We start from the raw sequence: 13,220 nt of genomic DNA, 5'->3' as shown, positions 1-13,220 counted from the left end.
GGTCAAATCTTCTTGACGACTTAACGAGGGGCTCGTAGATTTGCGACATTGATTGCCGGGCGTCATTGGCAATCTGCGGCAACGATGCCGCGCTACATGGAAGGCTATGCAGCCCCCGAACTTGCGTACCAACGCCGGTTCGGGGGCTTTTTGCTTTTGGAGAACGAAATTGGAAGACTTGCGGTGCAACCCTGCCCCTCGGAGCATTAATGAGCCCGTTGTGGCATGCGTACAGATGGAGCCTCGCGTCGGCGAAAAGCGCGAAAACGTAGCTAAATCGCTCCGTTACATCGAGGAAGCTGCGCAAAGCGGCGCATCCCTCGTGGTCCTGCCTGAGTTGGTCAACACCGGCTATGTCTTTGCGGACCGCGAGGAAGCGTTCGGCCTGGCCGAAGACCTTCCGAACGGCGAGACCGTGCGGATCTGGGCCGACGCGGCTCAGCGTCTTGGCATCCATATCGTTGGGGGCATTGCAGAGCGCGAAGGCAGGCGACTCTACAACTCGGCAGTCTTCGTCGGCCCGTCGGGGCACATCGGGACGTACCGCAAGCTCCATCTCTGGAACAACGAAAACCTCTTCTTCGAGCCGGGTAACGGCGGCGTGCCAGTGTTCGGCACAGCGCTCGGACGGATCTCGATCGCCATCTGCTACGACGGATGGTTTCCGGAGGTGTACCGACTGGCCGCCACGCAAGGCGCCGACATCATCTGCGTTCCGACGAACTGGGTCCCCATGCCAGGTCAACTGGCAGAGCGCCCAGCGATGGCCACCACTCTCACGATGGCTGCCGCACATAGCAACGGTCTGATGATTGCGTGCGCAAATCGGACCGGAACCGAGCGTGGGCAGCAGTTCATCGGACAAAGCCTGATCGTGGGGGCTGACGGTTGGCCACTGGCCGGACCAGCCAGTCAGGATAGCGAAGAAATTCTGTACGCGGCGATCAATCTGCATCGCACCCGTTCCGGACGCACGCTTAACGCTTTTAACCACGTGCTGCGCGACCGGCGCTCGGACGTGTACGACCCTATGCTGGGCACTGGCTGGCCTTCCTCACGTCCGTGAGCAATCCGGCGACGTCCGCATGATCCTGAAAACCAAACCGACCTTACGTGAAGGAGACACCATGAATCCGTTCAAACAGCGAGTCCTTGTCGGCGCCGTTGCAGCGGTAGCCTCGCTTACTGCAGCCACATATGCCGCAGAGCCCATCAAGATCGGCGTTGCGGTTGGCTTGTCCGGCGCCAACAGCGTGGTCGCGCCTGCCGTCGTGCAGTCATCGCATCTTGCGGTCGACGAGATCAACGCCGCCGGCGGCATTCTGGGACGCAAAGTCCAGCTCGAGATCGTGGACGACGAGTCTGGTGCTGTCGGCGCGCAGAAGGCCTACGACACGCTGGTGTTCCAGAAGAACGTTGATGCGATCATCTCGATGGAAACCAGTGCCGCTCGCAACGCAGCTCTACCCATCGTGGCGCGGGGCAAGAAGCCTTTTATCTACACGTCGTTCTATGAAGGCCGGTCGTGCAGTCCGTGGATGTATGTCAACGGCTGGGTGCCGGAGCAACAGGTTGCACCGGTAGTCGACTATTTCAACAAAAGCAAGGGAGCGAAGACTTTCTACCTGGTCGGCAACGACTACGCGTTCGGACGGGGCATGCTTGAGTTCACGAAGAAATATATAGAACAACATGGCGGCAAGGTTGTCGGCGAAGAGTACCTGCCGATCGACGGCACCGACTGGACGCCTATTCTTTCGAAGATCCGTGCCGTTCATCCCGATGCGCTGATCAGCGCCACAGCTGGTGGTGCGCCCAATGTGGCGCTGGCCAAGCAACTGAAGGGTTCAGGTATGACGCTGCCGTACGGAAATCTCGCCATTGACGAAGGCACCGCGAAGAGCATGGGCGACGTTGCCACAGGCACGTACATGTCAGGGTCCTATCTGACGAGCATTGATACGTCCGCGAACAAAAAATTTCTTACGGCCATGGATAAACGATTCGGAAAGGACGTGAAGACGCCCAACGAGCTGTCGGAGCCGCAATACGAAGCCTTCTTCCTGTATAAGGCGGCGGTCGAGAAGGCAGGCTCGACAGATCCGGGCAAGGTGGTCAAGGCACTTGACCAGGTGTCGTTCGAAGGTCCACGCGGCGCGGTAACGATGGACAAGAGCCGGCATACGCCTCTGGCGATGCGCCTCGGGCAGATTCAGGCCGATGGCTCCGTGAAGATCCTGCAAACCTTTTCTGACGTCGATCCCGGGGCGCAGTGCCCAAACATCAAGTAATCGAGATCAAGTATTTGGCATCCGCCTGCTGTATGTGCGTGGTACATCTCGCTGGCGGATGCGACTGGAGACGGAAATGGTTCTAGGACTAGATATTTTTACGACTGCGGCGGTATTGTTCATCGTGACCGCTGGTTTGATGATGATTTTCGGCGTGATGAAAATCGTCAACTTTGCTCATGGCGGCCTGCTGACGATGGGCGCGTACGCGAGCTATGTGGTCACGCAACTGAAGCTCAATCCATGGTTTGGCGTGCCGCTCGCAATTGCTGTCGGCGTCGCTGTTGGCATGCTCGTCGAGCAGATGATCGTGCGCCCGCTTTATAAGCGCCCGCTTGATGCGATCCTTGCCACCTGGGGTCTGGGAATCGTCATCGGGCAGGTTATTGTGATGATGTTCGGCCGGGAGGTCCAGTTCGTTGAAACGCCTTTAAAGGGAGCATTCTCCATAGCCGGCACGGACTATTCCGCGTATCGCCTGCTGCTTATTCCGATCGCGCTAGGAATGTGCGCAGTCCTCACCGCGCTGTTGTCCGGCACACGCTTTGGCGTCAAGACACGTGCGGTAATCATGAATGAGGACCTCGCACGGGGTCTCGGCATTCATTCCGGGCGCATCCGTTTCATCACGTTCAGTCTGGGCGCAGCGCTTGGTTCCCTTGCGGGCACGCTGATTACACCCTTGTCAAGCGTCGATCCCAACATGGGTCTACCGTGGCTAGTCAATGCCTTCATGCTGGTCATGGTTTCCGGCTACTCGATGGTCAGCCTTCTGGTTACGTGTCTGGTGTTCGGGGCATGCCAGGTTCTGGTCAGCACTTTTGTCAGTCCGGTCCTCGGTGGCTTGACGATCGCAGTGCTTGCCGCTCTTACGCTGCGCGTTCGTCCGAAGGGGTTTTCTCATGGCTAAAGTCAATATGTCGCCGCCCCATGTCGGCGTCGATTCCTCGCATCGCGGGGATCAGTTGCCCGGTCGGCGAAAGACACATTCGCGCGCAATATTGCTGGTCGGCGCATTGGCCGTACTGCTGCTGGCCGTCGGTCCGTTTCTGTTCGGCACATATCTGCTGAACGTCCTGATCCAGGCGTTCTTCTTCTCGATCGTCGCGGTGAGCGTCGACATCCTGTGGGGCTACACGGGTTACCTGACGTTCGGGCAATCAGCCTTCTTCGGCATTGGTGCCTATGCCGCGGGCCTCGTGTTCACACATGGCGGCTTCTCGCCCGGCTACGTTGCGTTGGCACTGGGCGCCGCCATCCTCGTCGCCGCCGCGGTCGCAGCGTTGCTCGGCTGGCTATCATTTTATCGTGGCGCCTCGCCATTCTTTGCCACTGTGATGTCGCTCGTGCTACCAATCGTGCTCAGCCAGTTGCTTCTGTCTGGCGGTGAGTGGACTGGCTCCAGTTCGGGCCTGACTGGCTACGAAACATTCGATATGTCGCTTCAGGCGTGGTATTGGATCGCCGGCACTGGATTGCTCCTCATCGCGACGCTTGCGTGGTTCTTCGTACGCAGCGATGGTGGCCGCGTGCTGGTGGCCATTCGAGACAATGAATCGCGTTGCTCGTACCTTGGCATCAACACTTCACTCGTGAAGATCGTCTTGCTGGTTGTGGCCGCCGTTGTAGCCGGTATCGCCGGGTTTGGCTATGGATCATTTAGCGGCGTGGTTGCGCCGGAACTGACCGGTTTTGTCCTTGGTACCCAGTTGATCATCTGGGTCGCTCTCGGTGGCCGCGGAACTCTCTGGGGACCGGTGATCGGTGCGCTCCTGATCAACGTCGTGACAGCCTATCTCAGTGGCAGCATGCCGTTCGCGTGGCAACTGATTCTCGGTGCTGCTTTTGTGGCGGTGATCGTCCTGCTGCCGCAAGGGTTGGTGCCGTTGCTGCTCAACCCCCTCCGCCGCCTGGCCGGCGACAGGATTGAAGTTGAACTGGCCGAACGTGCGATTCGAGCTGATCATCGGCAGACGCGCTCCGAACCTGCATTGCAGATGCACGACGTTGCGAAACAATTCGGCAGCCTCAAGGTACTGCAGGGTATCGATCTGCATGCCAACGCCGGTGAACTGGTCGGCCTGATCGGTCCGAACGGAGCAGGCAAGACGACGTTGATGCGCTGCATGAGCGATGGCGCCGAACGGTCTGCTGGAACAGTCGTGCTGTGCGGCAATGATATCGGAGAATTCCCGCCGGACCGGTGCGCACACTTTGGGCTGGGCAGAAAGTTCCAGAATGCGAACATCTTCGACACTCTCACAGTCGCGGAATGCCTGAGAATTGCAGGCACGATTATCGAACGGCCTTCACTTTTCCAGCGTTCACACACGCTCGCCTTGCCGCCATACGCGTTGGCGGTAATTCGCACTACCGGCCTTGACGAGAAGTTGGGCGCAGTGGCGAAGGATCTGTCTCACGGGGAACAGCAGGCACTCGAACTTGCTATGGTACTTGCCCTGGAACCGCGCATCGTGCTGCTCGACGAGCCGACAGCGGGGTTGACCAAGACTGAGCGTACGCAGATTGGTCATGTACTCGCCGCACTGGCACACGAATATCAGCTTTGCTGCCTGCTCGTGGAACACGATCTCGATTTCGTGGCCGAAATTGCCACACGCATCGTGGTCCTTCATCAGGGAAAAATTGTGATGCAAGGCAGCTTCGATGACGTGGTCGATTCAGAGCTCGTCAAGACGATCTATGCTGGCACCGCCCAACCTGTCGTAGGTGACGGTACCGCCAAACACGGGGAGGCATCATGAGCCAGATCGCTTTGGACCTGCAGAACGTCACGAGCGGATACAAGGCCTCGGTCGTGCTTCGAAAGCTGTCGATGACTGTATCGAGCGGCGAAGCTGTCGCCCTGCTCGGTAAGAACGGGATGGGAAAGACCACATTGCTCAAGACGATCATGGGCTACCTGCCAAAGAAAGCCGGCTCGGTCCGTCTGAATGGACTGGACATCACCAGGCTGCCACCGCACCGGATCGCGCGGTCAGGGATTGCCTATGCGCCGCAGGAACATGCGTTGTTTCAGGATCTGACGATTCGTGACAATCTGCGCCTCGGCCTCCAGAAGGTATCGGTTTTTGATGAGCGCTTCGCCGAAATCGAGCCGATCTTTCCGGTATTCAAGAGCCGTCTTAAACAGTACGCCGGCACGCTGTCCGGCGGTGAACAGAAGATGCTGCTGGTCGCCCGTGCGCTGATGATGCGTCCTTCGATCATCCTGCTTGATGAGATAACCGAAGGCTTGCAACCGTCGGTGATTGATCGCCTGGCGGAAGCTTTGCTATGGGAACGTAGCCGCCACGGTACGACGATCCTGCTTGTCGAGCAGAACGTTGCGTTCGCGCTGAAGGTCGTCGACCGCTATTCGGTGCTGAAGCAGGGCGAGATTGTCGATCACGGAAATGCCAAGGATGAAAGGGCCGCAGGTTCGATTTTTGAACACCTGCGCGTATAAAGCACACCACAATGACCACAATCTGATGAATGCAAATTCCATCTATCGTCCCGTCTCGGGATTGAATCTTCTCAAGCGAATCGGTAACGATCCGACGGAACGCAACAGCATCATTCTGGACGCCCTTGCGCGGATCGAGGAAATCGATCCACAAGTTCGAGCCATGACTGCGATCACCCGACAGGAGGCCGCGATCGCTGAAGCAACAGCGGCTAAGGGGCCGCTCGCAGGTTTACCAATAGCGGTGAAGGATATTTTCGACTCAGTCGATTTGGTGACCTGCTATGGCTCACCTATCTACGAGGGTTACCAGCCCAGATCCGATGCCGCGATCGTTACGCAGTTGCGCCGAAACGGCGGTGTCGTCATCGGCAAGACGGTGACCAGCGAGTTCGCCTACATGGCGCCGACCGTGACGCGTAACCCTTGTGACATGAGCCGAACGGCCGGTGGATCCTCTTCAGGTTCGGCCGCCGCGGTGGCGGCCGGCATGGCTCCGTACGCGATTGGTACCCAAACCGGCGGCTCGACGATCCGTCCGGCATCGTTTTGCGGGATTGCCGGTTACAAGCCGACTCTCGGCATGTTGCCCACCGTTGGCATGAAATGCTTTTCGTGGTCCTTTGATACCGTCGGCCTGTTTGCTGCCGGCGTGACTGACGTGGCGTACCTGGCCCAGGTTCTGTCAGGTCGCCAGCTCGCGGTGAACGCCTCGACAGCCATTCCGGTGTTCGGCGTCCCTGAGAACTATCCGTGGACCGCCCCGTCGGAAAACGCGAGTGCCGTGCTTGACACCGCCGTGCGGGCGATTGAACGCGCTGGCGGCCGGGTGCGGCGGATTCGCTTCAGTTCGTGGATGGCGGACATGATCAAAGCGCACGACATGATTCAGAGTTACGAGGCCTGGCGGGCGCTGGGATACGAGTACGATCATCACCGGGCCGATCTTTCGCCCAAGCTTGCCGGGTTTCTCAACCGGGCAGCCGATATTGACACGGTAACTTACGCCAACGCGTGTTTGCTGATGGAAGAGGCGAAGGGCAAGCTGTCCGAGCTTTTCGACGGCGTCTCCGCGTTGCTGACGCCGAGCGCGCCCGATGAAGCGCCAGACGGGCTGGGTTCAACCGGCGATCCAGCATTCAATCGCAACTGGACCTTGCTTGGATGTCCGTGCGTGAACGTTCCCGGGCTGTGGGGCACACGCGGCGGTCCCGTCGGTGTGCAGGTTATCGGCCGTCCGTGGGAGGACGCACGATGCCTCGACGCCGCCGCGTTCGTTGAGCAGGCGATCGCTGTGTTCACGGATGATCATCCTTCAAAGTAGGGACGCGCGAGGCGCTGCGACAGCGAGACCCATCAGTGATCGATACGCGACGGCCAGAACGCCCGGCGTTAGTCAACACCGGGCGGAAGAGGCGTAACCTGTGCGGGGCCGGCATGACGTGGCACATGAGCGGGGATCTTCAAATTATGCACGGAGCAATACCATGACCATCGGGAGTTCACACGACGATTCGGCAGTGCGTGCCGCAGAACTGGCGGCTAACAGCAAACACCGGGCAGACACGACCGAAGCACAGGACAGCCAGCACAATGATGGCTGGCGAATCGGCGTCCTCTACTCGCGAACGGGTGTGACCTCAGCAACCGAATCTGAGCATTTCTTTGGTACTGTCCTCGCAATAGAAGAAATCAACGCTGCTCGCGGCGTCGATGGGCGGTTGCTCGATCCGGTCGCATACGACCCGAAAAGCGACCCCGAAGAATATCGCAGACTCGCCACGCGCATGTTGCAGGAAGATGACGTAACTGTGATTTTTGGATGTTCGACGTCGTCGAGTCGAAAGGCGGTGCTGCCGGTGATCGAGCGTAAGAATGCGCTGCTGTGGTACTGCTCAATCTACGAAGGATTCGAATATTCGCCGAACGTCATCTATACGGGCGCAGTACCGAACCAGAACAGCATGCAACTGGCTGCGTACCTGCTTCACAACCGGGGCAAGCGCTTTTTTCTCATCGGCGCCGACTATATTTATCCTCGGGAATCGAACCGGATCATGCGTGACATGGTCGAGGAACACGGCGGAGAAATTGTGGAAGAAGTGTATCTGCCCAGCGACGCCGATCCCTCCGCACTGGAGGATGTCGTGCGGGAAATCAAAGCCGTCGAACCGGACGTGGTTTTCTCGACCCTGATCGGTCGGGGAGCGCGTGTCTTCTACAAGCTCTACCGAGAACACGGTATCGATCCCGCCCGCATCCCGATTGCAAGTCTGACTATGACCGAGGGCGAAACGCGAATGATTGGCGCGGAGTTGTGTGGTGGCCATATCGTTTCAGCCAGCTACTTCAATACGCTGGGCAACGAGCGCAATAGTCACTTCCTGAAATCATGGCAGGCGCGCTTCGGAGAGCAACCGGCCAGTATGTGGTCCGAGATGGCGTACAACCAGGTGCACCTGTTCGCTCTCGCCCTTGCGCGCACCGGAAGTCTTGATACCGCCAAACTGGTGGAGGCGGTCCGCGAAGTCGAGTTCGATTCACCCGAGGGACCGCTCAGGATCGATCCGGAGAATAATCACGCCATCCTGACGCCGCGCATTGCCGTCTGTCGACCGGATGGCGCGTTCGACGTCGTATGGGAAGGCAGTAGCCCGGTCAAACCGGACCCCTATCTGACCTCGTACGGCTTCACGGAGTTCTGGCTCGACGGAGAACCAGCATGAATACCAGTGTGCGGCGTCTATTTGACGACCTGCGCACGCTGCGCGTCGTCGTGATCCATCCGCCAGGGGAGGATCGTGGCGTCCTGGAAGAGCAGTTGCGCCGGATTGGCTGCCCCGTACGAACCGTCTGGCCATTTCCAGCGCAATTGCCGGTTGACGCTGACGTGATTTTCTTCCTCGTGGGCCCTGAGCTTCGCAGCGCGGGCAACTGGAGTTCAGTAGACACCGAAGCGACGCTCATTGCTTTGTCCGATTACGAAAATCCGACGGCTTTACGACTGCTCGTTGATACCCAGGCGCATGGCGTGATCACGAAACCATATCGCTCTAGCGGGATACTGAGCACGCTGGTGCTGGCACGCGCCTCCTCCGGCTATCAACAGCGACTTCACCACAAAATTGGCAAGCTCGAGGAAGCAATCAAGGCGCGACGCCATATCGAGAAGGCGATACGGATTCTGATGGATGCCCATCGGCTCAGTGAGAATGAAGCCTACGAGCACATGCGCTCACGCGCGACAAGCCTCCGGGTCACGGTAGGGGAAATCGCTACGATGGTGATTGACGCTCATGAGGCAATGGAAAAACTGGGTTTAGGGAAGGCTCCAAAGCTCTGAATTATTAGGGGTTGAGGCCGACACTGGTAGTGCCAGGGCCCCCTCGTGCCATGACGCATAAAGCGCATCGAGGTGGCTTGGGCCGGCGCGCGCGAATAATCGCCCCGTTTCATGTCCCCACCCAACGAGCGACACTCGATGCTGAACAGAGATGCAATCAGCCATGCAGGAGTCGGCCGAACGTTGCCATATATGTATTAGCCTGGCGCGGCTATTAACCAACAACGCTCGGGATTCCCGGCGTTTTGACCGCATCCATTCCGCCCGCCGGAGTCATTCTGAATCGTCGGCATGACTTGGTACGCCTGCCTTTGCAACATCCCAGCCCGCTCGCGCGCCCTGCTTTGACCTTCCATGATTGCGGTTGCGCCAGCGGTGTTTATGTCAAACGACCCGGTCCGACTCGCCGTACCTGCCCTACCCGGCGCCACCCGGCGTGCCCGCTGGTCGGCAAAACCAGCCGTTCGCGTTTAGCCAACTGCAGCCGTCGCGAGCGGCCGCTTCCTTGTTGCGGGAGCGGGCGAACCCGCCCCTAAGCCGGTGCTCATTTCCACAACAGGTAACGCCGCACGGCAGGCATTCCATATGAGGGAAAATGCCTCAAGTTGCCGGGGTAGTTACTTGGAATCGACATCCCGATCGTTTGTGGAGCGAGCGAAGGCCGACGTCTCAGCAACCTGTTGCCCGAGCTCTTCTTTACACGGCGCCTGATGCCACAGAGCCAGGCGAGCGCCCACACAATTCGTTCCTACCGCGATATCTGATTTCGCGATTCCATTGATTTTGACCGGGCCTGCCCCGGCGCCCCGTTCTGAGTGACGAAGGCGTTAGTGCAGTATCTTCGCGAGAAAATCCTTTGCGCGATCCGACTTCGGGTTCGCGAAAAAATCTTCCTTACGGTCGTCTTCGACGATCAGGCCGCGGTCCATAAAGATCACGCGGTGTGCGACCTTCTTCGCAAAGCCCATCTCGTGCGTGACGCACATCATCGTCATCCCTTCCTGCGCGAGTTCCACCATCACGTCGAGCACTTCGTTGATCATCTCCGGATCGAGCGCCGACGTCGGTTCATCGAACAGCATCGCGATCGGGTCCATCGACAGCGCACGCGCAATCGCTACACGCTGCTGCTGACCGCCTGACAATTGTCCTGGAAACTTGCTCGCGTGCGCACGCAAGCCGACGCGATCCAGCAGCTTCAGCGCCTTCGCAGCGGCTTCGTCCTTAGAACGGCCGAGCACCTTGATCTGCGCGAGCGTCAGATTTTCCGTGATCGACAGATGCGGGAACAGTTCGAAGTGCTGGAACACCATGCCGACTTTCGCGCGCAGCTTCGACAGGTTGGTCTTCTTGTTGCCCACTGACTGGCCGTCAATCGTGATTTCGCCCTTCTGGAACGGCTCAAGGCCGTTGACCGTCTTGATGAGGGTCGACTTGCCCGAACCCGACGGGCCGCACACCACCACTACTTCCCCCTTTTTGACTTCCGTTGTGCAGCCGCTCAGCACCTGGAAATGTCCATACCACTTCGAAACATTGTTGATTGAGATCATGGTGAAATTCATTCCTTGTTGGGCTCCGTGGAACACACCACGAAGCGGGAAGCCCCGGATCGTCCCCGAACTGCCGGCTTGCAGCTACGATGACAACAAGACGTCGAGATGGGCGGAAAGACGTCTTGCATCCTGACCATTGTCACCGGCGTGTCTGCACGCGTTGCAGCTGCTCCAGGCGGCGCGCATACCACGTGAGCGGGTAGCACATCGCGAAGTACAGCAGCGCGACCATTCCGTAGATCGGAAACGGACGGAACGCTGTGTTGGTGATCATCGTGCCGGTCTTCGTCAGTTCGGTGAAACCGATGATCGACGTCAACGCGGTACTCTTCACCACCTGCACCAGAAAGCCTACGGTCGGCGCGACCGCGATCCTCCTCGCCTGCGGCCACACGATATAGCGCAGTTGCTGGCCGAAGGTCATGCCTAGACTCGCGCCTGCTGCCCACTGCCCACGCGGCACCGCTTCGACGCAGCCGCGCCAGATATCAGAGAGATACGCGCTGGTGTAGAGCGTCAGCGTGACGGTGGCGGCAACCCATGCGGACACTTCCACGCCCAGTAACGGCAGGCCGAAGAACGCAAGGAACAGTTGCATCAGCAACGGCGTGCCCTGAAACAGCTCGACATACACCGTGACCACGCGGCGCAGCCACGGCAGCGGCGACACGCGCATCGCGAGTAACAGGAGCCCGACCACGCCACCGCAGACGAAAGCGATCAGGGAGAGCAGCACGGTCCAGCGCGCGGCAAGCATGAGATTGCGCGCGATATCCCACAGCGTGAATTCGTTCATTGTTAGCGCTCCGTTGCCATCGTCGACACATGACGTCGGGCGAACCATGTCCACCAGTTTCGGCGCGCATCGGGTGTGTGTGGCGTGCGTCCTGCAAAAAGGCCGCGTCCGAGCCAGTTCAGCAACTGCCGCAACAGGATTGACAGCAGCAGATAGGTCGCGGTAATGATCAGATAACTCTCGAACGAGCGGAAGTTGCGCGACTGGATGAAATTCGCCGCATAGGTCAGATCCGGTACCGAGATCTGCGACACGACCGCCGAACCCAGCATCACGATCAGCACCTGGCTCAAGAGCGCCGGAAACACATTGGCGAGGGCCTGTGGCAGCACCACATGGCGGAACACCTGCCGCCCATGCAGGCCCAGCGCCTGGGCGGCCTGTACCTGGCCGCGGGGAATCGAGTCAATACCCGCACGCACGATCTCCGTCGCGTAGGCACCGAGATTGACCGTCATCGCGAGGATCGCGGCCTGCACTTCGTCGATACGGATACCGAGACCCGGCAGCCCGAAGAACACAAAGAACAACTGCACGATGAACGGCGTGTTCCGTATCAACTCGACATAGCTGGCGACCACCGCACGGGCCCAGCGAGGCCCGGCGACGCTGATGCTGGCGCCCGTGATACCGATGAGGCCCCCAGCACGGTGGACACGGCAGTGAGCCCAAGGGTGACGGCGACGCCATGTGCGAGCATGCCCGCGTAGAAGCCGAAGCCGCTGAAATCGAACGCATAGGTCATGGCGTATTGCTCGTGGTCAGGGGAGGCCGATTGGGAAAGCCGGTCATCAAAGATCGGTCGGAAGCGGCGCGCGCAACCACTTTTCAGAAATCGCGTTCATCGTGCCGTCCTTGCGGGCGCGGGCAATCGTGTCGTCGACTTTCTGCTTCAGGCGCGGCTCGTCCTTGTTCAGGCCGACGTGATCCGGCGAGCTGAACAGCGCGAACTTCTGCTCCGGATCGTTCGCCGGATGACGCGCGAGGATCGTCGCCCCCACGTCGTTGCCGACCACCATCAACTGGGCCTGTCCGGAGAGGAATGCGGAAATTGCCCCATTCGGATCGTCGAAACGTTTGATCGTCGCGCTCGCGGGCGCAACCTTGGTGACGCTCAGGTCTTCCAGCGTGCCGCGTGCAACCGAAATCGACTTGCCAGCGAGGTCATTGGCGTTCTTGACGGTCAACGATTTCGGACCGAAGACCGCGAGGTAGTACGGCGCATAAGGCCGCGAGAAGTCGATCACTTTTTCGCGCTCGGGCGTCTGGCCGACTGACAGCAGCATGTCGGCCTTGTGGTCGGCGAGATAGGCCATGCGGTTGTCGCCTGTCACCTGCACGAGTTCGACCTTTGCATTGAGCGCCTTGCCGATCAGGTTGGCGACGTCGATGTCATAGCCTTGCGGCTTCATGTCCGGGCCGATTGAGCCGAACGGCGGATAGTCCTCGAACACGCCAATCCGCACGACGCCAGACTTGGCGATCGAATCGATCGCATCGGCATGAGCGGCAGGCGCGAATGCCGACAGCGCGGCGATACCGGTGAACGCGAGTGTCGCTGCGGCCGTAGCGAACACGCGACGGGCACGCAGGGGAAAGGAGTTAAGCATGGCCTTGGTCGCTCCTCTGCCGAAAATTCTGGTGTGGGGATGAAATCTGAAATCTTTCATTGCTGTCTCCATGAGTGATTAAGTTAGGTATCCGATCTATATGCCAGATGAGTGCTTGTGATGGCGTCGCGTATGTACTGACTCTAGAAGTGCAG

Annotated in this window: 11 protein-coding genes and 1 pseudogene; 8 read left to right on the top strand and 4 right to left on the bottom strand. The window is 59.2% G+C overall.

What is annotated here, in order from left to right; all coding sequences use genetic code 11:
- Positions 1 to 235 precede the first annotated feature (235 nt).
- The 8 genes from H1204_RS31230 to H1204_RS31195 all read left to right on the top strand — a co-directional run bounded on the left by H1204_RS31230 (position 236) and on the right by H1204_RS31195 (position 9,103).
- A complete protein-coding gene (locus tag H1204_RS31230; protein WP_243468919.1) occupies positions 236 to 1,066 on the top strand; it encodes a nitrilase family protein in 831 nt (276 codons plus the stop codon).
- Between the two features lie 61 nt (positions 1,067 to 1,127).
- Complete coding sequence (locus H1204_RS31225; RefSeq protein WP_114224431.1) at positions 1,128 to 2,291, top strand: substrate-binding protein; 1,164 nt, start codon at positions 1,128 to 1,130, stop codon at positions 2,289 to 2,291.
- A 76-nt stretch (positions 2,292 to 2,367) separates the two neighbouring features.
- Positions 2,368 to 3,201, top strand: a complete 834-nt coding sequence (locus tag H1204_RS31220; protein ID WP_180734425.1) for a branched-chain amino acid ABC transporter permease — start codon at positions 2,368 to 2,370, stop codon at positions 3,199 to 3,201.
- Positions 3,194 to 5,056 (top strand): branched-chain amino acid ABC transporter ATP-binding protein/permease, encoded by a 1,863-nt coding sequence (locus tag H1204_RS31215; protein WP_180734424.1) that lies wholly within the window; start codon positions 3,194 to 3,196, stop codon positions 5,054 to 5,056. Before H1204_RS31220 ends, H1204_RS31215 begins: the two co-directional genes overlap by 8 nt.
- Complete coding sequence (locus H1204_RS31210; protein WP_180734423.1) at positions 5,053 to 5,760, top strand: ABC transporter ATP-binding protein; 708 nt, start codon at positions 5,053 to 5,055, stop codon at positions 5,758 to 5,760. Before H1204_RS31215 ends, H1204_RS31210 begins: the two co-directional genes overlap by 4 nt.
- A gap of 22 nt (positions 5,761 to 5,782) precedes the next feature.
- Positions 5,783 to 7,084 (top strand): amidase, encoded by a 1,302-nt coding sequence (locus H1204_RS31205; protein WP_243468977.1) that lies wholly within the window; start codon positions 5,783 to 5,785, stop codon positions 7,082 to 7,084.
- A gap of 163 nt (positions 7,085 to 7,247) precedes the next feature.
- Entirely contained in the window at positions 7,248 to 8,486 is a 1,239-nt protein-coding gene (locus tag H1204_RS31200) for a transporter substrate-binding domain-containing protein (protein WP_180734422.1), read from the top strand.
- The gene (locus H1204_RS31195) at positions 8,483 to 9,103 is read left to right on the top strand and encodes an ANTAR domain-containing protein (RefSeq protein WP_180734421.1); all 621 of its coding nucleotides are present in this window, start codon (positions 8,483 to 8,485) and stop codon (positions 9,101 to 9,103) included. Before H1204_RS31200 ends, H1204_RS31195 begins: the two co-directional genes overlap by 4 nt.
- Before the next feature lie 827 nt (positions 9,104 to 9,930).
- Here H1204_RS31195 and H1204_RS31190 read toward each other — a convergent pair.
- The 4 genes and pseudogenes from H1204_RS31190 to H1204_RS31175 all read right to left on the bottom strand — a co-directional run bounded on the left by H1204_RS31190 (position 9,931) and on the right by H1204_RS31175 (position 13,065).
- Positions 9,931 to 10,656, bottom strand: a complete 726-nt coding sequence (locus tag H1204_RS31190) for an amino acid ABC transporter ATP-binding protein (protein WP_180734420.1) — start codon at positions 10,654 to 10,656, stop codon at positions 9,931 to 9,933.
- A 142-nt stretch (positions 10,657 to 10,798) separates the two neighbouring features.
- A complete protein-coding gene (locus H1204_RS31185) occupies positions 10,799 to 11,455 on the bottom strand; it encodes an amino acid ABC transporter permease (protein WP_180734419.1) in 657 nt (218 codons plus the stop codon).
- Positions 11,456 to 11,457: 2 nt separating this feature from the next.
- Positions 11,458 to 12,200, bottom strand: a pseudogene (locus tag H1204_RS31180) (amino acid ABC transporter permease).
- A gap of 46 nt (positions 12,201 to 12,246) precedes the next feature.
- Complete coding sequence (locus tag H1204_RS31175; protein WP_180734418.1) at positions 12,247 to 13,065, bottom strand: transporter substrate-binding domain-containing protein; 819 nt, start codon at positions 13,063 to 13,065, stop codon at positions 12,247 to 12,249.
- Positions 13,066 to 13,220 lie beyond the last annotated feature (155 nt).

Source organism: Paraburkholderia sp. PGU19 (assembly GCF_013426915.1).
In the GTDB taxonomy this organism is placed as follows: domain Bacteria; phylum Pseudomonadota; class Gammaproteobacteria; order Burkholderiales; family Burkholderiaceae; genus Paraburkholderia.
This window is presented reverse-complemented; position numbering and strand designations above follow the sequence as displayed.